Annotated in this window: 19 protein-coding genes; 6 read left to right on the top strand and 13 right to left on the bottom strand. The window is 50.6% G+C overall.

Annotated features, from left to right (window positions below):
• The 4 genes from H6F59_RS24675 to H6F59_RS24690 all read left to right on the top strand — a co-directional run.
• The coding region (locus tag H6F59_RS24675) for a hypothetical protein (RefSeq protein WP_199325963.1) at window positions 1-1,236 on the top strand (1,236 nt) is incomplete at its 5' end.
• A gap of 152 nt (window positions 1,237-1,388) precedes the next feature.
• A complete protein-coding gene (locus H6F59_RS24680) occupies window positions 1,389-1,631 on the top strand; it encodes a hypothetical protein (RefSeq protein WP_190707268.1) in 243 nt (80 codons plus the stop codon).
• 904 nt (window positions 1,632-2,535) lie between these two features.
• The gene (locus H6F59_RS24685; protein WP_190707271.1) at window positions 2,536-4,035 is read left to right on the top strand and encodes a SulP family inorganic anion transporter; all 1,500 of its coding nucleotides are present in this window, start codon (window positions 2,536-2,538) and stop codon (window positions 4,033-4,035) included.
• Window positions 4,036-4,042: 7 nt separating this feature from the next.
• Window positions 4,043-4,891 (top strand): universal stress protein, encoded by an 849-nt coding sequence (locus H6F59_RS24690; RefSeq protein ID WP_190707274.1) that lies wholly within the window; start codon window positions 4,043-4,045, stop codon window positions 4,889-4,891.
• A 248-nt stretch (window positions 4,892-5,139) separates the two neighbouring features.
• Here H6F59_RS24690 and H6F59_RS24695 read toward each other — a convergent pair whose 3' ends face one another.
• The 3 genes from H6F59_RS24695 to H6F59_RS24705 all read right to left on the bottom strand — a co-directional run bounded on the left by H6F59_RS24695 (window position 5,140) and on the right by H6F59_RS24705 (window position 10,197).
• Window positions 5,140-6,357: a glycosyltransferase family 4 protein gene (locus H6F59_RS24695; RefSeq protein ID WP_206755226.1), complete on the bottom strand. Its 1,218-nt coding sequence runs from the start codon at window positions 6,355-6,357 to the stop codon at window positions 5,140-5,142.
• Window positions 6,358-6,871: 514 nt separating this feature from the next.
• Entirely contained in the window at window positions 6,872-7,552 is a 681-nt protein-coding gene (locus H6F59_RS27760; RefSeq protein WP_190707281.1) for an acyltransferase, read from the bottom strand.
• 1,568 nt (window positions 7,553-9,120) lie between these two features.
• On the bottom strand, window positions 9,121-10,197 hold the full coding sequence (locus H6F59_RS24705; protein WP_190707284.1) for a DUF389 domain-containing protein: 1,077 nt from the start codon (window positions 10,195-10,197) through the stop codon (window positions 9,121-9,123).
• A 143-nt stretch (window positions 10,198-10,340) separates the two neighbouring features.
• On the opposite strand from H6F59_RS24705, the gene H6F59_RS24710 reads away from it, so the two are divergent.
• Complete coding sequence (locus tag H6F59_RS24710) at window positions 10,341-11,906, top strand: Na+/H+ antiporter (RefSeq protein WP_190707287.1); 1,566 nt, start codon at window positions 10,341-10,343, stop codon at window positions 11,904-11,906.
• A gap of 24 nt (window positions 11,907-11,930) precedes the next feature.
• Here H6F59_RS24710 and H6F59_RS24715 read toward each other — a convergent pair whose 3' ends face one another.
• The 10 genes from H6F59_RS24715 to H6F59_RS24760 all read right to left on the bottom strand — a co-directional run bounded on the left by H6F59_RS24715 (window position 11,931) and on the right by H6F59_RS24760 (window position 21,053).
• Window positions 11,931-13,310 (bottom strand): cell wall metabolism sensor histidine kinase WalK, encoded by a 1,380-nt coding sequence (locus H6F59_RS24715; protein WP_242021670.1) that lies wholly within the window; start codon window positions 13,308-13,310, stop codon window positions 11,931-11,933.
• Window positions 13,311-13,497: 187 nt separating this feature from the next.
• The gene (locus H6F59_RS24720; RefSeq protein ID WP_190707291.1) at window positions 13,498-13,872 is read right to left on the bottom strand and encodes a response regulator transcription factor; all 375 of its coding nucleotides are present in this window, start codon (window positions 13,870-13,872) and stop codon (window positions 13,498-13,500) included.
• Between the two features lie 236 nt (window positions 13,873-14,108).
• Window positions 14,109-14,699 carry a hypothetical protein gene (locus tag H6F59_RS24725; protein WP_190707295.1) on the bottom strand — a complete coding sequence of 197 codons (591 nt, stop codon included), beginning with the start codon at window positions 14,697-14,699 and terminating at the stop codon, window positions 14,109-14,111.
• Between the two features lie 29 nt (window positions 14,700-14,728).
• Entirely contained in the window at window positions 14,729-15,334 is a 606-nt protein-coding gene (locus H6F59_RS24730) for a hypothetical protein (protein WP_190707298.1), read from the bottom strand.
• Between the two features lie 14 nt (window positions 15,335-15,348).
• Window positions 15,349-16,680, bottom strand: coding sequence for a DUF2254 domain-containing protein (locus H6F59_RS24735; protein WP_190707303.1), 1,332 nt, complete (start codon window positions 16,678-16,680; stop codon window positions 15,349-15,351).
• A gap of 3 nt (window positions 16,681-16,683) precedes the next feature.
• On the bottom strand, window positions 16,684-17,694 hold the full coding sequence (locus H6F59_RS24740; protein WP_190707307.1) for a mechanosensitive ion channel family protein: 1,011 nt from the start codon (window positions 17,692-17,694) through the stop codon (window positions 16,684-16,686).
• Window positions 17,695-17,763: 69 nt separating this feature from the next.
• Window positions 17,764-18,570, bottom strand: coding sequence for a potassium channel family protein (locus H6F59_RS24745; protein ID WP_190707310.1), 807 nt, complete (start codon window positions 18,568-18,570; stop codon window positions 17,764-17,766).
• A gap of 22 nt (window positions 18,571-18,592) precedes the next feature.
• Window positions 18,593-19,873 carry a DUF389 domain-containing protein gene (locus H6F59_RS24750; protein WP_190707313.1) on the bottom strand — a complete coding sequence of 427 codons (1,281 nt, stop codon included), beginning with the start codon at window positions 19,871-19,873 and terminating at the stop codon, window positions 18,593-18,595.
• A 285-nt stretch (window positions 19,874-20,158) separates the two neighbouring features.
• The gene (locus H6F59_RS24755; protein ID WP_190707316.1) at window positions 20,159-20,674 is read right to left on the bottom strand and encodes an HPP family protein; all 516 of its coding nucleotides are present in this window, start codon (window positions 20,672-20,674) and stop codon (window positions 20,159-20,161) included.
• A 232-nt stretch (window positions 20,675-20,906) separates the two neighbouring features.
• A complete protein-coding gene (locus H6F59_RS24760) occupies window positions 20,907-21,053 on the bottom strand; it encodes a hypothetical protein (RefSeq protein WP_190707319.1) in 147 nt (48 codons plus the stop codon).
• Between the two features lie 135 nt (window positions 21,054-21,188).
• On the opposite strand from H6F59_RS24760, the gene H6F59_RS24765 reads away from it, so the two are divergent.
• Entirely contained in the window at window positions 21,189-22,247 is a 1,059-nt protein-coding gene (locus H6F59_RS24765; RefSeq protein WP_190707322.1) for an AI-2E family transporter, read from the top strand.
• Window positions 22,248-22,324: the final 77 nt, after the last annotated feature.

Genomic DNA, 22,324 nt, shown 5'->3' on the forward strand with positions numbered 1-22,324 from the left:
AACAGCGACCAAATCGAGGCCGTCAGCGATGGGCTAATTGCCCACCTGCTGGATAAAAAGCAGCTGCGAGCGTACCAGGGCGAGGTCGGTGCCGACCAGGTCCAGGCAGAACTCGCTCAGGCGATCGCCCGGGAGCTCAGGCTCTCAGACGAGGCTGAAACATTGGCCAAGTCGCTAGGGTTGCTGGGTAAACCAAAGGCACCACAACTGCCCCCAAAGCCCTCGGAGGCAGCAACACCCGGTCCCTCATCTGAGAGCACATCAGCTGATGCTGTCCCGGTGCCGTTTGCCCCGATCCAACTTGACCCAGACTGCCCCCACTTCCTGCTGCTGGCGGGTAGCCGGGAAGGTAAAAGCAACGCTCTCCGCTGCTTGCTCGACGGCCATGCTCGCGTCAACTACGTCAGCACCAAGGCCACCGACCAGGTGCCGGCCCATTGGGAGGGTTACGTACTCTGGGGGACGCCTGAGGAGAAGGGGAAGCAGCTGCAATGGTTGCTCGCCCACTGGGGGGCAAAGCTGGCCGCCCATGCCGAGGGCACCGACACCGAGCCGGAGTGGTTCGTCTTCGACGAAGCCATTCAAATTCGGACCTACGCCAAGCGCTCAAAGGTGAAGGGATTGGCTGATGCCCTCGCCGGGCTACAGGTTGAAATTGCGACTCAGGGAGCGGCGATCGCGGCTTACGGGGTGCTGCTGGCTCAGACCAAAAATGCGGGGCCGTTGGGTATCGACCTTGACCTATTGCAGCAGAATTTCAGGATGGTGCTGCCGCTGAAAAGTAAGCGACGGTTGGCCCTCTCAGTGATTGAAAAGATGGGTGGGCTACGGCTCACTCTTGAGCAACGGGAAGACATTCTCAGCCACCCTAACCGCTACTTGCAGCTGTGGTTAGGAGAGGATGAGGACATCTACCATGATGTCTTGCCCGAGTTTCAAGGGACGTTGAAGCCCCTAATTAAATGCCCCATTGAGGATGGTACCAGCGCATCGCAGCGGCCCCAGGAAACGACCGCACCCAAACCCCTCGGGGTGAGGATTTTAGATTACCTGAAGGGGCACGGCGAGGCTAAGACGGCAAGGGAGATTCGCAACTCTTGCACCCGTCCTACTGATAACCCCAGGGCATCGACAGACGAAGTTAAAGACTTGCTTGGTCTGATGATTTCTGAGGGGCAAATTCAACGATGGGAGGACGGCAGCACCGAGCGCTACCAGGCAACTGGCACAGCGTAGGTGTAGGCGTAGGTGAGCCATAAAAAGGGCTGTAGGTGCCCTCACCTACGCCGCCTACACCCACCTACACCGCCTACGCCTACACCCTCTCACCTACGCCACCTACACGCCAACTGTCACACACTCGGCCGAGCTATTTAGGCATAGCAAATATGACCTGGCAATGCCCTTACACCCCACTCGAATTGCACCAGCTCAACCCTGACGATTTTGCCTACGGCGATCGTGTTGTCTTGCCCGATGGCCGCACTGGGATGGTGTCTAAGGTGGGCTATAAATACGGTCACGTCGATGCGGATTCTGGGGCTGATTGGAAAGGCTACCTGAGCGAGCTAAGGCCAGCAATACTTGATGAAGTGGGGCAACCTAGAGTGCAGCAATTGAGCCTGCTGTAGCGCGATCTTGCAGAGGCCAAACAAAAACCCCCACGGGCCAGCGGTGTCGGTGGGGGTTAGTTATTAGGGTGCATCTACGATTCAGGACTCCTGCCCGCTGCCTACCCATGGTGCCCTCGTCAGTGGGGGCGGTAGCAGGGGTAAGCTATTTGGCGTAAATGGAATTTCACATCTGCCCCTGGCGATCGCTGGGGGCTTTGTTTTGCTCTGCCCTCGGTCGAGAGTAACGGGGTAGGCAACCCGGCTAGCTGCGCGAGCAGCCAACTATTCACCCCACGACCATTAGCGCTTGTTGGCTTTAACCACTTGGCGATGAGTCTACAAACAGTGCCAACAGTTTTGGTGTAGCCCTAATTAGCCGCGAATACCAGCCCCAGCAGTTTCGCGGGGACGATCGCATTCTCTCGATGACGTTTCCAAAGTTGGCTGTGATGGTGGCTGACACCTTCGAAGTGGTTGGCCCTTAAAGCTTGGCTACATCTTCTTCATTTCTTTTTCATTTAACCCCCTAGACACAGCCGCTGATTTGCCATTAGATGAGCTTAGGTAAAAAAGTATTAAGCAGATCTACTTACGAGTTATGTCACTCTTTTTCGGTCAGCCCCAAGGCAATCGACAGGCAGGCAGTCCCCCATAAATTGGGTATTTGCTGTCTTGCGCATCTCAAAAGCCTTTCATGACCGAAGGCGACTGTTAGACCGTGCCAGCCCAAGAGTAGATTCATTCAAAAATTTGAGATAGCAGACGGCAATCACGCGGCCCAGCTTGCCATCACAGCATTGCAACTAACCCTAATCGGCCTGTGAACTAATCCACAGCATTCGGGAGCAGGGCTGGAAGAGTTAGGCCGATACTTTTCTGTCTAGCTCTCCCAGGTTTATTTTTCCAGGCTTCAGGAGATCCCTTGAACAAGTCTAATTTCAATCTTCGACCTCTAAATTTGCGTGCCCTGAAGCGGGATTGGTGGTCTAACCCTAAGGCTGACCTGCTGGCTGGGGCGGTGGTGGGGCTGGCGCTGATTCCAGAGGCGATCGCGTTTTCGATCATCGCCGGGGTTGACCCAAAGGTAGGCCTCTACGCCTCCTTCATCATTGCTGTCGTCACCGCTTTCTTGGGTGGGCGACCGGCCTCAATTTCCGCTGCCACTGGGGCCATGGCTCTGCTGATGATTGATCTGGTGCGCGACTACGGGCTGGAGTACCTGCTAGTAGCCACCCTGCTGTGCGGCGTATTTCAGGTGATTTTTGGGGTGCTGCGGCTGGCTCGCCAGATGCGCTACGTCCCCCGCGCCGTGATGGTGGGCTATATCAATGCCCTGGCGGTACTAATTTTCTTAGCGCAGCTGCCTCAGCTAACGAACGTGCCCTTTGCTGTGTACGTGATGACGGCGCTGTCTTTAGCGATCATTTACATCCTGCCGCGCTTTACCAAGGCGGTGCCTTCGCCCCTAGTGGCGCTGTTTGTGATGACGGTAGCGGCGATCGCCCTCGGCATTGATGTGCCCACCGTCGGTGACATGGGCGAGTTGCCCACCACCCTGCCTATCTTTACCCTACCCCAGGTGCCCTGGTCTCTGGAAACCCTGAGGATTGTGCTGCCTACGTCGCTGACGATGGCTGTAGTAGGGCTGCTAGCCTCCTTTCTTACCGCTTCGCTAGTGGACGAGTTGACCGACACGCCTAGCGACAAAAACCGGGAAGCCAAGGGGCAGGGCATCGCCAATATCATTACCAGCTTCTTTGGCGGTATGGCCGGCTGCGGCATGATTGGCCAGTCAGTGATCAACGTGCAGTCAGGCGGGCGGGGACGACTCTCGACCCTGTGTGCTGGCATGTTTCTGCTGTTTGCCATCTTGGTACTCAGTCGCTGGGTGCAGCAGATGCCCATGGCGGCTCTGGTAGCGGTCATGATCATGGTCTCCATCGGCACCTTTCGCTGGGCGTCATTTCGCGACATTGCCAAAATTCCCCGCACTGAGACGGCGGTGATGCTGACCACCATGCTGGTGACCATCTTCACCCGCAACTTTGCTTTAGGGGTGGCCACAGGCATCGTCATGAGTACGGTGTTTTTCAGCCGCAAGATTGCCCGATTGGTGTTTATAGACAAGGTGCTGAAAGACGACGGCAAGCACCGCGTCTACAGCGTATCGGGGCAAATTTTCTTTGTTTCGATTGAAGAATTTCTCGACGCCTTTGACTTCGAAGAATTTGTCGATTGCATCACCATCGACCTCACCCACGCTCACCTGTGGGACCAAGGGGCCGTCGCCGCCCTGGATAAGGTGGTCAACAAGTTTCGCCGCGCCGGTGCCGAGGTAGAGGTAGTCGGCCTCAACGAAGCCAGCGCCACTCTGGTGAACAAGTTAGCCGTCCACAGTCAGCCATCTGCCCTACAGAAATAGTCATCTCATGAAACGAATTTTACTTTGCACTGATGGCTCTACCTTTGCCCAGAGCAGCTACCCCTACGCGACCTGGTTTGCCCAGGGCATGGAGGCCAGCGTTGACGTGCTCTACGTCACCGACTCGCGGGGCCAGGCCACAGCTGAAGCTAGTAACCTGAGCGGCAGCATTGGCCTGGGGGCCGCCGAGAGTCTGCTGAAACAGCTGGTGGAGGTGGAGCACGAGCGAGCCAAGCTCAACCACCAGAAAGCCAAGCTGATTTTAGATGACGCTGAAGCGGCGATCGCCGCCCATGGAACCGCCGTCAAGCTGATCCACAAGACCGGCTTTTTGGTGGACTGCTTGGAAAGTCTCGAAGCCGATGTGGACCTCATTGTAATGGGCAAGCGAGGTGAAGCCGCCGACTTTGCCTCTGGCCATCTAGGGGCCAATGTCGATCGCATTGTGCGCAGCGGCCACAAGCCCTGTCTGATTACGCCCAAAACCGTGGTGCCGATGGAGCGACTGCTGGTGGCCTACGACGGTAGCCCCACTGGCCAGGAGTTGCTGCAGTTCTTAATGGATGCTCCCAACCTGCGGAACCTGGAGATTCACCTGCTGACGGTGGGGTCATCGGAGTCCGACGCTGAGAACGCCCGGTGCTTAGCCGAGGCTAAGGCGGTGCTGCAAGAGGCAGGGTTGTCGCCTAACGCGAGTTTGCAGGTTGGGGAGACGGATAAGGCGATCGCCCGCTACATCAACGACCATGACATCAGCCTGCTGCTGATGGGAGCCTACGGCCACCGCCGCATTCGCCACCTGGTGATCGGCAGCACGCTCCGCAGCTGCCAAATTCCGGTGCTGCTGTACCGCTAGCGTTGCTTGGCCCAAGCTGTGCCCGTTCAAGTTTTTCTACACACAATAAGGCTCACAGCCCACGGCAATCATGAATTGCATCAATTTTTGCAATACCAAAGGGGATGTGCTGGGTGGTCTCACCAGCGAGGGCCCCCGAATACTTCCGCACAAAATAAAGCTCCCCAGACACGCTCTGAGGAGCTTTGCTTACAGTCATTTTTTATCTACGACGCTTTTCGCGAGCAGGTCAAGTGCAGGCGGCTAAGCTACAAAGCCTCGCGGTTTGTCTCAAATTGCAACCCGGCGTTATGGTGAGTTGCTTCTCGCCCGTATTTACTGAAATCCAGACTGTTTTTACATATCTTGCGAATAACGTCTTCCACCTGGGCTTCCCAGCTTTTTGAGTATGTAAAAAACTGTCCTCTCAGGGTCATAGCGCCTTTCTGCTTTTGTCGATAAAAATCCTTATCCGTCGCTAGCCTCAAAATAGCGTTGAAGTAATCATCTACGTCGTCAGGAGTAACTTCCACGGCTGCATCTCTAACTATAGATAGCGCTGGACAGACAGGGGATGTGACGATTGGCTTTCCCATAATCACACCCTCAGCAACAACCTTATTAAATCCTTCAACAAAATCTTTGGTTGTTGGAACAGCAACTACGTGAGATGCTTCATACATTTCACGTAGCTTATCTCGCTGACAGTGGCCATGTACGACAAACTGTTTTTCAATGCCAACCTCCAACGCAGCCGCTTTAAGCTTTTCTACCTGGCTACCAGTACCGCAAATATTGAAAACACAGTTGGGATTAACAGATATAAATCTCTTCGCGACTTCTAAAAGTAGATAGACCCCTTTGCTGACTTCTACTCTGCCAGCAAATAAAACCTGAAATGCTTCAGATTCAGTATCGTAGTCTCGAATCTTGATATCGTCAAGAAACTCTTTTCTATAGGCGGGAACAAACGTTCGGATAGGACGGCTACAACCATTAGTAATCTTGACGACCTGATTTTTAATGTCTTCAGAGACAACGCAAATTTCTACGCAGCCGTATCGGAAGAACCAGCTATTCAGCTTTTGAATAATTTGCTGCACGGCAGTAGGCTGCTTATACTTGGGCCACAAAGTGCAGTGGATTGTAGGAATAACCTTGATGCCAAGCAAAGGAAGAATACTTAATAGAAACCAAAAGGTTCTATCTTCGCTAATGACTAAGATGTCAGCCCTGAAGAGAATCACTGAAAAAATCAGTCTTAAACCTGACCAAAGCTGGCCAGCAAAGAAGGCAATGCTACTTCTAGACTGATGTTTTAGAGATCTAAATTCAATCCTAAAGTCATCATCTCGTATAAGACCTTTTTTATCTCTTGCTGAGATCAACCAAGATTTTGCGTTGAATTTTCTAGCTAATTCATAAAAGTGCTGAGCGTAGGTGATTGCAAAATGGGAAGGATCATCTTGTCCTACAACCCAGTGCATGTAAACACTCGTAGCATCTACAGGGGCTGAAGAGTATACTATTCTTAACTGCTTATCAAGACTCATAGTAATAATGGGGGTGCGTTTTGGTGCTGAATTTTATGCTACTGGTTACACATTATGTTGCATATTAGCCATACAACATTTAGGTTTAACGTAGCGACTTAGTGATTGGTAGATGCAGCTTCTGACGCTATGTCTCAGCTTTTATCATAGCTAGATAAAGCTTCAAGTATGGTTCACCTAGAGCTATTAAGAGCCGAATTCAATAATATATAAAATTTAGGGCTGGGTCATATGCTCTTAGATAGAGTTCAGCGTCCAGTTTTACTATATAGCTACAGCTACGTGGATTGGGGCATAAGCTAGGCATATAAAAACCTCTATTTGAGTGGCATGCATTAAGCAATGAACGGCACCATATTATGACGAAGTAGCAACTCTTTGAAGCCAAGGCTCTTAGCAATCAGCGTCTTAACGCTCTGAAGCAATTACCTAATTCTTAAACGAGTTCTCACCTTTTACTTGAGCTAGCAGATAGTTGTTCTTTACGGCTTTTAATTACTCTAGCGGGTACCCCTACAGCTACCGAATATGGTGGGATATCACGGCTAACAACGGCCCCAGCCCCAATCACACTCCCTGTGCCAATCGTTACCCCGTCAAGTACTTTGACTCCCGTGCCTAGCCAACAGTCGTCTTCAATCGTTATTCCCAGCGTCGTTAACGGCTGAGCATGCATAGGTCTTGTTAGATCATCGAACCCATGATTGTTGGCATATATGCAGCAGTGCGATGCAATCATGCAGTTGCTGCCAATATTGATTGCTCCAGGACCTGCTAAGCAGCAGTAAGGCCCTAACCCCGAGTTTTCTCCAATGACAATGCCACTTGACCGGCCCTGATGGCCACAATCCCTAATGCTCACGCCGAGGTCGATAGCTGCATTGGCCCGAATCTGAATGAGATTACCCCCGCTATGAATCTCAGCATATTGATTAATCCAAGCACCTTTCTCAATAGAAATACGATTTGTGCCGCTGAATCTAACTCTTGAGCCGATTGTTGCAGAGCTATCTAATTGCTTAAACAAAGGCCGAAATCCTATAACTCTTATCAGTTTTCCGGCCTTTGTTGGAATGGCGCTTAAACTTCCGGTCACAATTGATTCGAGGCCTCGTCTCAAATAACTCATGATTTTAAGTTCTCTACTCTTTGATTTACTTAATTCGCGTCTTGCCTCTTAAGACAGGCTTATCCGTAATTCTTTTGCTCCCAGAAAACCTAGGCGCATGTTGCTTAAAGCTGGCACTTCACGACGTAAGGTTGTTCGCCGTCGCGCGAGTTACTGGCTCGTCGTGTGATGATAGTCGAAGAGATTGCCGCCTTGGAGTACTGGTCCTTAACGGCATAAACTTTGCCCACATAAGTTCAGGCAAGAAGTTTATGTTCCTCGTTTATTAGTAGCCAGATTTTCGCTATACAACACTAGAATGTTCCCCTGTGTTGCCTTATTCCTAGGAAGCAGACAATTTGCTACCGTAAGTCAATTTGACTGTTAAGGATAGAAGCAACTACAGCCCTAGGAAGTTTAGCTAGTAGCAAGACCAATATCAACAAGGCAAAAAGCTGATATTGCTTGACTTGGCTAACGTTAGGCCGAGACGGGATCTGAATTGGAACATTCTGGGTGCTGAAAATGCTGCTCTCAATCAATGAGAGTCACCGCATTTCTTCTAGTAAATTCTTGTTTAAGGGGGAGTCAAGCCGCCTGGAATTCTCACCGCCGTGACCGGTAAGCAAACTCGGTTTAAGCGGGCCAAGCGCAACCCTTTCAGCAAAGGCTGATAGATATCGGTGTAGAAGTATGACTTGTTAAAGATTGGCATAAACATACATCAACTTCATACAGGCTTTACGTTATTGTTAAGCTCTCAATAAACGCAAGGCGGAGGGTTTGGTTTAAGCTTACTGCTAAATTCTTTTGACGACAACCCATATTTAATTAGTCTTGCTTTAATTCATCTGTCAAGGTTGTGCTGGCTAGGTCAACGGTTCAATCTTGCCCCTGTTCAATTAACTTTTTGTAGATTCAACAGAGGCAAGATTATGCGATCGCATTTCGTCTCGTTTTTTGTTCAGCTCCATACTGGAGCTGCTCTGTGGGGCGCTGCTGTTGGCGGAGCGGATGGGCGAACACCCTTGAGCTGCTGGTCCATGGCGTGCTGCCGGTGCTACTGCAGTGCTCTGGCTTTGAACGTGTTTAGTCGTTGACCCCCACTCTGGCGCTGCTGGCCCCGCTTATTGTGAGCAGGGTAGCGCTTTGGTCCGAGCAGCGATCGCAATGAAAAGGAATCAGAGGAGAAGAGCTAAAGCTGCGGCTTTAGTACTACCCCAAGGCCAGCGCCAGTAGCGCCATTCCCTACGGAGGCGTTCAGTAGGGCAAAATGGGTTAGTTCGATGTTGAATCTCCTGGCTTTCAATGGGGAGTGCCCCGAATCAGGCCACATAGTTGCCCCGTCCCACAGAGCAGCATCACAATCTCTCTTGGTAGCGCTTTCGTGAAACGTTCCAAAATTTAACACTGTGCTGGACAATTACCGCTCAGCTACGTCAGGGCCGCCTATGGGTACAGGTATGGGGTAAGCCAGATCGGCTAGCTGCGCGCGCAGGCAACTACTCCTCTTGGCTCAATGCCTAATTATTTTTTGTGTAGCAAGCAGTTTCGTACAGCTTTGCCTCTCAACCTGTACGGCAAACGATCTAATCGGATAAAGATTCGATGTTTACTCGACTTCCGCTGTTTGTCTTGCCTGCATAGTTTTCCTCGCTTTCACTTACAGGTGACACATCGTTGGCTCTGATTTCTTGCACCTGACCAACGATGAAAATAAGTGTGAAGGGTTGTTTCATTTCGCGCTCGACAAAGGCTTGCAGCAAAGACACTTGCTTGGGCGTAATCGGATCCTGAGCACGCACATCTAAATATACTTCTGGTGGATTTGTTAACCAATTAGTTTGAATTTTCAACAGCCCTAAGCGCTGAAAGGTCACGGTGCGATTTAACAGTGCTTGTTTCAAACTCGTTTCTAGCTGTGCCTGCCGCACAAGGCGGAAAAAACCAACACCCAGCGGGACAAACAGCATGGCGGTTAATGCGAGTGTCCAGAGCAATGCCCGATGAGCGCGTCGCAGCGAGGCGTAGCCAGTGAACAAGAACGCGAGCATACAAGCCAGCGTAATGCCCAGCAGGTTTGTGAGGTAGAGCAGCATTGCCCCCCAACTCAGCGACCAGTTCGCCTGCGACAGCCCTAAACCAACGACACAAATGGGCGGCATTAGAGCGACCGCGACCGCAGTTCCGGCCAAACTCCCCGAGATCTTAGGCTGTACTTTGGCATAGCCGCTAATGCCGCCTGCTACTATCGCAATGCCTAGATCCAACAGGGTAGGCGCTGAGCGGGCGAGCACTTCGCTATCGTAGCTAGGAATACCGACCAGTTTCCCGAGACTGAACGCGATCGCGACTGCTAATAAAGTGCCAATGATAATGGCAATGATGCCTTTGCGAAACAGAGAGATTTCTCCCTGCAGAGCACCAAAGGCAAGCCCTCGAATTGGCAGCATCAGCGGGGCAATGATCATTGCTCCAATAATCACAGCAGCACTGTTTGCCAGTAAGCCAAAGGTAGCGATCGCACAGGAACCAATAACTAAAGCTAGGTAGGATGAGTCCAGTGTAGCTTCTGCCAGCAAGCCTGCCTGAAGCTGCTGTAATTGGGCTAGTTCTGCCTCTTTACGCTGAAAGTGCCGGAAACGTCTACGCAGGTCGTTTAGCAAACTCTTCTCCTTCTCAGCTTTAAGTTCCCGTTTGTCCTCAACATCCTACCCGCGATTCTAAGGGTCATACAGACCCAGCGGTCATGTAGAAAGAGACTAAAGGTAAACGCAATTTCTCTATGAAGTAATTCATTTTTGAACCTATGGCAGTTGAATCCTCATTGGGCGAAGTCGCGATCGAAACCAATCTCAAGCAGTTTCTGCTAGTACTCTCGGTTTCGTTAAGTGTGGCAACCTTACCTCAAATTTTTAGCTGGTTTCGCCACATTCCGTATACGCTGCTGCTAGTGATTGTCGGGCTAGGGTTAGCCTTTGTAGATGTGCGGCTGGTCAACCTTTCACCGGGGTTAATTTTATCGATTTTTCTACCACCACTGCTGTTTGAAGCGGCTTGGAATTTGCAGTGGTCCAAATTAAAACACGACCTGATTCCCATCTGCTTGTTTGCGATTGTAGGCGTGCTGATCTCCATTGCTGGAGTAACGTTTGGGCTATACCAACTGTCAGGGTTATCCCTCACGACGGCGCTTCTAGTGGGGGCAAGCCTATCTGCCACTGATCCTGTTTCTGTGACGGCTTTGTTTCGAGAACTGGGGGTGGAGAAGCGTCTATCTGTTTTGATGGAGGGAGAAAGCTTATTCAACGATGGCGTAGCAGTCGTTGCCTTTGGTTTTCTGGTCGCATTTTCCCTTGGCACGGGTGAACTGGCAGTTCAGCCGATTCTGCTTCAGTTCTTGCAAGTGGTCGGCATTGGCATCGGCGTTGGTTGTTTAATAGGGTTTGGCATTTCTTACCTGACTCAACGCTTTGATTTACCCCTGGTTGAACAGTCTTTAACGCTGGTTTCGGCTTACGGAGCCTACCTAATTACCGAAGATCTAGGCGGCTCGGGCGTGATTGGGGTTGTCACAACAGGACTAATTTTAGGTAACTTTGGTTCTCGGATCGGCATGAATCCCCGGACTCGGACAATCGTCAGCGAATTTTGGGAGTTTCTGTCGTTTTTTGTCAACTCGATCGTGTTCTTGCTGATTGGTGACCAAATCCGGTTTGCCATTTTGGGTGAAAATTTAGACACGATCGCCCTCACGGTTGGGGCGATGATTGTGACACGAGCGATCGCAATCTACGGGTTGAGCTTTTTCAGCAATCGCGTTGTCCAATCTGACATTCCTGTCCCAGATCAAACAATCTTGTGGTGGGGTGGTTTGCGGGGTTCAGTTTCGATCGCGCTAGCGTTGAGTATGCCCGTGATTTTACCAGAACGAGAAGAAATTATTGCCACCGTGTTTGGCGTAGTTTTGTTCACGCTACTGGTGCAAGGCTTGACTATTCAGCCGCTCCTGAAAATGTTAAATCTGTTGGGCAACCAATCATTACGACAACGCTATGCAGAGGCACTTGCTCGTCAGACTGCCCTCCAGCGAGTGATGCAATATCTGGATAAGAGCGAAACTCGTCCGGGCATTGACCCAGAGTTTTATCGATATCAAACAGCACTGGTGCAAGGTGAATTGGCCTCTCTCCAAACAGAACTTGATCAACTGCTGAATGAACATCCTGACCTGCAAAACTTTGTTATGAACCAAGTGAGACTGGAATTGCAAACCATTGAAGCAGAAACCTACGCTGAGTTTGTTCGAGCAGGGCAGCTTACCCGAGAACTTTCCCCTTTTTTGCAACAAACGTCAGAAGGTGAAGATAAATAAGCGAGGCAGAACGGGATAAACGACTTATGATTCTAAAGGCAGCGAAAGCGTGAATATAGCCCCTTGACCGGGTTGACTACTGGCTGTAATGCTGCCTCCATGCGCTTCAAGAATGCGCTTGGCGATCGCTAGCCCCAGACCAACTCCACTTTGCTTAGTAGAGTGGCTTGTGGTGTAAAACTGTTCAAAGATGCGAGGTAAATTGGTTTCAGGAATGCCACTTCCCTGGTCTCGAATTGAAATCAGGGCCTGTTGCTTGTTACGAGAGGCCGTAATAAAAATACAAGCATTGGGGGTAGAGTACTTAATTGCATTGTCTAGGAGATTTAGAAACGCCTGTAATAAGCGTTCCGAATCGCCCATCACTCGAAGATCCTCAACATCGACTTGCACAGTTACGTTTTTAGCCTGCATGCGAACTTCCATGGCTCTGATCGCACGGCTAATGACACTTTTTAAGGCAATAGCCTGAATTTCTAATGATGTGATGCCCGCTTCTAGGCGTCCCAAGTCTAGCAAATCATGAATCAAGACCGAAAGTCGCTTCGTCTCCTCTTTGATGGTTTGAAAGAAGCGATCGCGCAATTCTGGCTCATCCACAGCGCCACGCTCCAGCGCCTCGATGGTGACCTGAACATTGCTTACAGGGGTTCGCAGTTCATGGGAAACATTAGCGAGGAAGGCTCTACGTTCCTCATCCAATGATTTCAATCGTGCACTCATGCGATTCAGTTCCGTCGCGAGTTGGTCTAGTTCATTGCTTTGACGAATCATGAGTCTGTCATCAAACTGGCCGCCACCCACACGAATCGCAAAGTTTCGCATCACTTCAATGGGTTTAGAGAGACTCCGTGCTAAGTGATCGCTGACCAGGGTACAGAGAAAAATGGTAAGAACAAGGGCGGCTAAAATTGTCCAGGTCACGCTGGCAAACTGTTTCTGAAACTGTTCTAAAGTAATCGAAATGCGCAATATTCCTAATAACTGACCGTTGCGAGTTATCGGTTTGGCAATATAGATGCGATCGCTCGTTGATAAAACCCCTTTAGCAACGCCTTGCGCCACATGACCGCTTAGTGCTTCTGACACGCCAGGTATTGGTAGCCAATCGGTAACTTGTCGATCCGTTTGAGGGTCAGAGGTGGCTAGCAACGAACCTTGGGCATCAAAGACGCGGAGTGTAATGTTAGCAGGTGCCCCATAGCGCTGCACGATGCTCTGCACCCCTTGCGTATCGTTTGCTTCGAGGACATCTGTAACGCTCTCGCTCAGTGCCGTTGACCAGTTTTCTAAGTCTGTCTGACGAGACTGCATGAAAAAGGCATAAAACGTCCACAGGATGTAACCAGACATGAGCGAGGTTCCCGAGACGATCAGGAGCAGGTAGGTAGACAAGAGCTTCATGTGGATGGAATTCCACCGAAGGGACGCTAACCATCTGCTCGTGAAGGAATCCTGGGAGAACAGTTTCATCAGTTCAAATATGGTTAGGTTAATGGCGCGTCTATTGCAAGTGATCTAACCTGGCGCAACAGTTTTTATGGCTTGAGCCAACCGAGCCATTACCGCCTGCATGATGCCTTAACCGCTTTTATGCAGATTCCCCATGATGGCGGCGCAGCACAGCTTTAATCCGTGCCAGCAACTCACTCGTATTGAAAGGCTTGGTTACATAATCATCTGCCCCTGCCTCTAAGCCCCGGACCTTATCCATGTCCTGGTCTTTAGCCGTTAGCATCAGAATAGGGACATCCGAAAAAGCTCGAATACGCCAACAAACTTCCATCCCATCAACTTCTGGCATCATCAGATCGAGCAGAATGACATCGGGTACTTGTTTATGAAATTGTTTGATTGCACTTTGTCCATCTAGTGCTGTAGTGACCTCATAACCTTCTTTTCTCAGTGAGTAAGCAAGGCTTTCACAGAGTGGAGCTTCGTCGTCTATCAGCAAAACATGTGGCACTAGTATAAACAGTTACATTGCACATCCAGAATCTCAAGACCAGGATTCACCGACATCTATCTTGGGAGGTAAATCGTCTTCCGCTCAGGGTTTGCTGAGTACAAACACAAAGCAGCAAAACGATTGACAGACTCGTGATCCGATCGGCGACCGCAGCGATGCAACATTGCCTCAAATTGCTTCAAAAAACTTGTGGTCTGCTTATATAACGGGAAGGCGCGATCGGAGATAAAGAGTCATCTGGAGGTAATCAGGCTAGACTGATCTAAAATTGAAATCAAGTGCTCGCGCATCCCTCTGCAGCTACAGCCTGCTGAAATCACAACAACGTCTGAACGATCTACTAGTTGTAGCCAGAATTGAGCACTACTATCTGAACGTGATTGCACTAAATATCCTATTTGATCGTCTAAAGCATAAGGAGAAATCTGTCCTTGAAAGTTGGTATTCTGCTCAACAAATTGTTGTAGCTCAAGATTCTCAGAATTATTGACTGAGCGGACAATGATGGAGGCGTACCCCCGTCCTAATGCCCGCCCACCTTGGGCAACACAGGTAAGAACTTGATAAGTTCCAGGATTCACAATCTCAACTTCGCCGTTATTGCGAAGAATTGCTCTGAAGTTGGAAGGAATTGTGAGTGTCATGCCGAACTTGGGTAGCTCCAATTCTCGGTTAGTTTCAGCCGCTGGAATCGGACCTGGATCAGCACAGTAGCCAGCTTGAGCGATTGCTGGCGAAGTCGGCAACAGACCAAATATATTAACTAGCACAGCGATAGAAAAAATAGAAAATATGTATTTCATCGTTTTCTCAAAATAGTACAAATGTCAATCACAAAATGACTATCAACTCATTAATTATGATGACTTATACGATTTTTTACTGCCTCTTCCCCTACACTTAAATCTGTCCATTTTTTCAATGCCCAAAGGCTGATAATGGCAGCCAATCCTGATCCTAATGTGTCCATGATCATGTCAGTGACTGTATCATCGACGCTGCCAATCACATCGGCTGCCAAAATCTTACCTGCTAACCATTCAGCAATTTCCCACAACGCTCCAATTGCAATACCAAAGCTGGTGATCGCTACTAGATATAGCAGTATGTGTTGACGAAAAATCGGCAGCATTGGACCGTACACCAAAAAACTCAGAGCTAGTGTAATTGAAAACATGGTGAACCCATGAACTAGCTCGTCATAAAGCCCAGGGTCATAAAACCATCCCCACACCCAACCTCCAGCGTTGAGTAAAGCTGCAAGGACAAACAGAAAATCAAACAGGGTTGGTAGTTTGTCATCTTTTACCACAAACACAAGAGAGACGATTAGGAAAAGTGCTAGGGCGATCGCATCTTGCCATTTGCCCTGAATAGCAGTGGCAAGAACAGCGATTCCAAGTAGCGTTTGCCCCATCCAAGCAGCAAAGCGGTACCCTTTCCAGTTGATAGACACCATTTTTCCTCCTTAGATCAAGCTTGCCCAATCGCTTTCATAGCGGCTAGATAACGTTCTTTGATATCTTGGCGATCTAACTCTTCGGGGATTCCTTCCTGACTACCGCGCTCAATCATATTGGCATGACGCAACAGTGCTGCTCGGTCAGCTTTGGTATAGGTAAAAGGGGCAATGACGGCGATCGCTTCTAGCAAACGTATCGTAACTGCTACGCTGGTTTGCCCATACTGCCGAATCTGATTAAAAGCAGCATCTATAACATCTGCAAACGTTATGGGTGCTGCAATCACGCGTAGCTTATTTTGGTCATCATAACGATAGGCAGAGGGAATTTCTTTTTGTGCCAGGTGACAAAGCGCCGCGCTGAGTTGATCAATACAGCGGATGGCTGTGAACGGGTCATTGATGCCGGGTGAGAGGGCACGGACTGCGATCTCAACCAGTTGGTTAATCGAAAACTCGACATCTTGCTGCTCAGTGCGCTGCGAACCTAAGACAAAGGCATCATTGATTTGTTTAACCAGCTTTTTGCTGCCCGATTCTGCGGGATAAGCAAGTGCCAGTAGACTTCCTTTAATCACAAAATCTCCAGGACGACGCTGAAGCTGAAGCAGGATATTAGTTTCTGTTGCAATTTGCATTAGCTGCTTTGCGTCGATTGCTTGCACATAGTTACTGCTAGTCGATTGAATAGCGGTTGCCTCGTGATCAAAATTAACTGGAAGCTTTGAGGTAAGCGGTTCTGCTCGATGCTGCGATGCGCCGCGTCCTACCTGTTTGGGAAAGAGCCGATCGATTACTTCATCTAGCTCACATCCCACCCTAGAAATGACATGATCAACCTGAATGGAAGTAGCGGAATGGTGAATAAAGTAGATTAAAACACCAATACTGGCGATCGCCAGTCCAATCCCGCAGGTAACTGCAATATGCGGTACAAACTCATTCTCGGCAACACCATTGATGGTTCGCAGCACCATTAGGCTGTAAACAAAGGTGGAGATGAAAGTTCCTAGTACAATTTGGTTGCCGGTATCTTGCATAAAGTTACGCAGGAGGCGCGGACCAAACTGCGAAGACGCAAGCTGAAGCGCCACAATGGTGATAGAGAATGCAGTCGTGGCAACAGTCACCATTGAACCTGCAATCGCAGAGAGAATGGCTCGTGAACCGTTGGGACCCAGTGCATATGCCCAACCTAAATTACCAATAATGTCGGCTTCTAGCTGTTGGTCAATGCCAATAGTGATCAATGAAAGCCCAATCGCTAGCACAACCATTAGGGTCGGGATGAACCAAAAGCTAGAGTGCAATGAGTCCAAAAGCTTGCTCAGCTTGGTTTCCATTTGCTATTCCTCTGCTGGTGGAGCAGGCTTCGTGCGGCCTGACCCATTTCCCTGAACCTTGAGCTCGGCAAGGCGATTGAGCGATCTACTAATGCTACGTGGCTGTGGCACTTGACCTTTCCCGGCGGGCCAGCCTTCGCGTTGACCAGTTCGATCACCATCCGTTGCTTCAGTCTGGTCATGAAATAGGATTTGCTGTGTCGGGAAGGGCAAATCAATACCATTTGCTGTTAGCTTATTTTTAATGTTGGTCAACACTCGATCTTGTAGGTCTAGCACATCTGCACGACGAGGGGGTTGCACCCACCAGCGAGCGCGAATATTAACACTGCTGCCTGCTAATTCAACCAAAATTGCATCAGGAGTAGGAGTTTTTAATACCCCGTCTGTTTCATATATTGCTTCTAGAATGAGCCGTCGTGCTTCGTCAATGTCATCACCGTAACCAATGCCAATATCGCACTCTAGGCGGCGATTTTCAAACGCAGTATTGACTGTGACAGAATTTGTGAACAACTCAGAATTTGGGATTACAATCCGCCGTCCGTCATAAGTTCTAATGGTCGTTGCTCGGGTTTCAATATTCTCTACAGTACCTTCAAAATCCTTAAACACGATTTGGTCGTCGATTTGAAAGGGTTCAGTTAGCAGTATTAAAATACCCGCTAGAAAGTTTTGCAAAATATCTCGAAACGCAAAGCCGATCGCGACACCACTGATTCCAAGTAGCTGCACTAAGTCACTGGCTTTAAGCGATGGAATCACGATAGTCAGCGCAATGAACAAGCCCACTAAAATAGTTGTGCCTTGTGCCAACCGTCCCAGCACCATTCCCAAATTGCGAGCTTGACGGCGATTGCGCGTTAAGTTTCTAACTATTTTCTTGATCGCTCTAGCAACGAAGAAAAAGCTCGCAAAGACAATCAATGCCAGCACCACGTTTGGCAACAAAATGATGATGCCATTCACCATTGCCTGCATCCTGTCTAGGAGAGTTGACATTTCTTCACTCATCACCCAACTGTCATAGAAAGCACTTGTATGTTAGTGGAAGTTAGGAAAACCAACTTCTCTCTGAGGTTGTTAATTCTCCTGCCTCAAGCTTTGAATCTCAGTTCGCAGGGCTGTAATTTCGTCTCTTAGGGCGTCGATCGATTTTGCTCCGACAATCTCTGCTTCGTCATCGTCAGCATCTTGTCCGATAAAGAATGTGGCTAACGTTGCTGTCACATAACCGAATACGGCAAATGCATACAGCGCCAGCAGAAAGCAGAGGATGCGACCTTCTACCGTTTTGGGAAAGTAGTCTGAGCCCATTGTGGTCATCAGCATTGCTGTCCACCAAAGCGCAGTGCCGTAGCTATCAAATCCCGGCAAATCTGGAGCATCTTGCTCAAACGCATACATTCCCGCAGCTCCAACCAGTGTGATAATTGCTGTCATCATCACCACATAGCCAAAGCCACGCCGCACAAAGGTGGCTGAGAGTGATCGCATACTGCGATTGGTGCGAGTCATCACACGTAACAGCCGCAAGCCTCGAACTGCTCGCGTGGTTTGTAAGATTCGCATCACACGCATAAACCGCAACACGCGCAAGGCGGGTAAAAGTAATGCAATAGCTGAAATCCAATTTGTTTTAAGATAAACAGCCTTGCGGGGGGCAAGCGATAGTCTAAGAATAAATTCCAGAATAAACGCGCCCCAAATGAGGATGCTAATTGCATCTAAAAGAGGAGCTAGTCCCCAAATCAGTTCCACCACAAATAGACCGAGCCAAGCAAAACTCAACACGAGCATTGGCATTTCCAGCCAATCTTCAAGTTGCTGCAAGATTTGCTGTTGCTCGTGTTCTATTGCTTGCTTTTCGGCTCGCTCCAAGGGTTGCATCACGATAATTGAAAATTGAATGTCATAGTTCAGGGGGCGTTTCCAGCACAATCACGTTGACCAGGGGCATCGCATTGAAATCTTGTGCTAACAGGTGAGCTTGAATGGCTTGAGTTAAATCAGTGCGGATTTGTTCAATCGATCGAGCCGCCTCTGGCTGGCGCTGAACATACACCACGCACAGCAAGGTATTTTGCCCCTGAATGTTGGCTCTGGTAAAACGCACATTGGACTCAACCAGTTGAGCTGAATCACTTTGCTGTACGACCTGCTGCACTGCGGCATTGGCCCGCTGGGCGCGACTGGAGCGCTCTAAACTGGGCGAGTTTGACAACTGCCAGGTGAGCAGGACGGCGATCGCGATCGCACTCACCCCCAGCGCCACCGGAAACACCCCGCGCTGGCCCCGCTGGTAGCGTGCCCCTTTAGTCGATAGCCCAAAGGTGCGGAACAAGATCGCCGCCGACAGGTTGATGCCACTGAGCTGGAGCAGCAGCAAAAACACCCCATTGACGACCAGATCCCAGCGGCCAATGGCCGTCGACATGCCGACAATGCCCGCCGGGGGAGCCAGCGAGGCCGCCACCAGCATGCCAGTGGCTGTGCCCGAAACCAGACTGCTGCGCTCCGACTGCACCAGGTTGACGGCCCCCGCTGCCCCCGCCGCCAGGGGCAGCAGCACTGCCACCGCAGAAACCTGACTGTTATCGATCATCGACGGTGTAGCAATCTGCTGCCGAAACACCAGGCTGAGCAGGGCTGCCACCCCAATCGTGACCAGCAGGGCAGTGAAGTAGCGCAGCACACTGCGACCCATCAGGTGGCGATCGCCCCGAGCCGAGGCGATCGCTGTATTCATGGCTGGCCCAGCAAAGGGGGCAATTAGCATCGCCGCTACCAGCAGGTAGTTGGTGTTGGTAAACAGCCCAATCCAGACAATGACGCCTGCGATCGCGGCATAGCCCAAAAACCCCTTCCACGAACCCACGCTCTGCAACCCGGCCAAAAAAATCTCGATCGGGCTGCGCTCCTCCACCTGGGTGACCTGCTCCGCAGCCTGATCGGCTGGGGGATGCAGGGCCATTACCCCGGTGGGCACCAAGGTAATCTCTAGCTCCGGCAGATCCTGAAGCGCCTCTATTAGCGGCTCCACCCGCTGATTAGAAACATGCACCAGCACCATGTCTCGGGGAGTATCGCCCCCGGTTTGCCACTGGGCCAGGTTAGTACCCTGACAGGCTCGAGCCTTTTGCAGCACGGTTTTGCCGACGCCCCAGGGCACTTGAATCAACAGTTGGCGCATGGCAAATCCACGGGTAGAAGTTGTTCCAATACGCTCTCTATCCTGGGGATGGTCGGATGGCCTGGCATCGTCTAAAGGGCTAGTTTGAAGGATAGACAGTCCTTGTTCAGCTCTAGGGCGTTGACGGCTGGGGTTGACGGCTGCCCCTTGGCCCGGCTGACAAGAACCAACGTTTGCTGCAATTACTTTGAGCTACGAGATCAAGACGCTCTCTCTACCGGACATATATCTGTTGCTCCAACGAGAGGAAGATAGGGTTTTACCATAGGCAGAGCCTTAGCCGATTTAGCGACTGTGGCGGGCCAGCACCCACAGCGACAGATTTTCGAGCATGACCAGCGTGGCGGTAATGCCCACCGCCAAGCCAAACAAAAGCAGGTTGCTCTGGTTGCCCGATCGCAACGCAAAGCTCAGCGACGTCGCCACCGCAGGCGGGTGAACCACATCCAGCACAATCATCAGCACGATGGTGACCACCATCGCCAGGCCGCCGGACAGGTAGCCCGGTCCTACCATTGTGTAGGTGACGAAGCCCAGGCCCGCCGCCATCAGCTGCGAGATCAGTAGCGTGCGCACCGAGTTAGTGCCGTGCTGCGGGTCAAGGTAGATCAAAAAAGCGCTGGAGGCTAAGGAGGCAAACAGCAGGCGCTGCTGGCTGAGCGCTTCGACCAGGGCCAAAACTGATAAGACCACCGCCGTTGGGGCGATCGCTAGAGCCAACTCTCCTCTCAGATTTAGCCGTCGGCGCAGGGCGCGATTGGCACCCTTAATGGGCTTCAGGCTTTTGCGGTCTTGGCTCATGAATGGCTCCAGGCTGGGGACGGCAGAGAGCCATGCGTCGATGGGTCATGTACCGATCTTAGTTTAGCCCCAGCTCACGCTTGAGCAAGTTGATCGATTTTTCGCCGATGTAGTTGTCACAGACAATCAGCTGCTGACCTGCCTAGGCAGGTGCCCTTGGGGAGATCCTTCAATAGGCGGCGTTGCTGAATAGCGGTATGACTTTGCAGAAATTTGAACGAGGTTCCAGTAGCTACAGCAATCGGTTCATACCTAGAATCAGCAACGCTGAAAAATTCAGCATGGACCAACCCTCTAAATCCAGCCGCGATCGCACGGGCCAAAACGAGCCAGAACCCACCCAACCTGACCGCGCCAAAGCTACAGATTGACGCTCCACAACTGTTCCCTTAAACAGAAGCGAGGCTGACTCAAACCGCTTACTATCGGCCAAGTGAGCACCGGCTGGGGAGGTAGTGACTCGTCATCCGAGGTAGCTCACAAGCCTCACCTATGGACTACTGGAGACAGACCTATGCAGCTAGGAAAATGGGTCGGCCTGCTGGCTTTGGGGGTCTCTATCTATTTTCTTTGGGAAATTCGTCAGGTGCTGCTGCTATTGTTTGCCGCAGTGGTGATAGCGACCGTGCTAAACCGGGTAGTGCGAGTCTTACAGCGGCTGCGGATTAAACGGGGACTTGCGATCGCAATCACCATTGCCCTGCTGCTGCTGACCGTCTTTGGCCTCTTTGCCATCATTCTGCCCCGATTTATTGACCAACTCCAAAATTTAAGTGGGCTACTGCCAGCGGCACTCGAACGCCTAAGTACCAGTTATGAATGGTTTCAGGGCCGCATTCCTGGCATGGCTCTAGGAGAAAACCAGGGGGTAGATCGCCTGCTAAATGAAGCTCAGGCGCTGATATACAGCACATTTGGCAATTTTTTCCTCATCCTCAACTCGTCGATCAACGCGGTAGTTAACCTATTTCTCGTGCTAGCGGCTACCGTCATGCTGCTAGTCAATCCTGGCTCCTACCGGCGCACCGTCATCGCCGCCTTTCCCGGCTTTTACCGCGATCGCGTAAACGAGATTTTAACCAAGTGCGAACATTCCCTGGTGGGCTGGTTTCAAGGCACCCTAGCAGGCATGGTTTCGATCGGTACCCTGAGCTACATTGGGCTGCTGATTTTGGGTGTACCTCTGCCCCTGGTCAACGCTATTCTCGCCGGGCTACTAGAGATTATTCCTAACGTCGGCCCCATTATTAGTGCTGTTCCACCGATACTATTAGCCCTGCTAGATGCTCCCTGGAAAGGGTTTGCCGTGCTGATCCTGTACTTCTTCATCCAGCAGTTTGAAAGCCTGGCTTTAATGCCCATACTCATGAAACGGGCTGTATCGCTTATGCCCCTGTTTACGCTGCTTTCGGTCGTCATATTTGCGTCATTGTTTGGGTTGCTGGGGCTATTTCTGGCAGTTCCACTGCTGATTGTGGTGCAAATTTGGCTGCAAGAAGTGCTGGTCAAGGATGTGATGGATTCTTGGCAAGCCCCCCGTACCCTAAGCCGAGATCAGCTGCACCAGCAATAGGCTGGGCTCAATTGCCTATGGGCAAGCTACTTATGCCGTTCCCATAAGCGTTTATCCTACTGTCTTCGAAAAGCGCA

This window comes from Nodosilinea sp. FACHB-141, assembly GCF_014696135.1.
In the GTDB taxonomy this organism is placed as follows: Bacteria; Cyanobacteriota; Cyanobacteriia; order Phormidesmidales; family Phormidesmidaceae; genus Nodosilinea.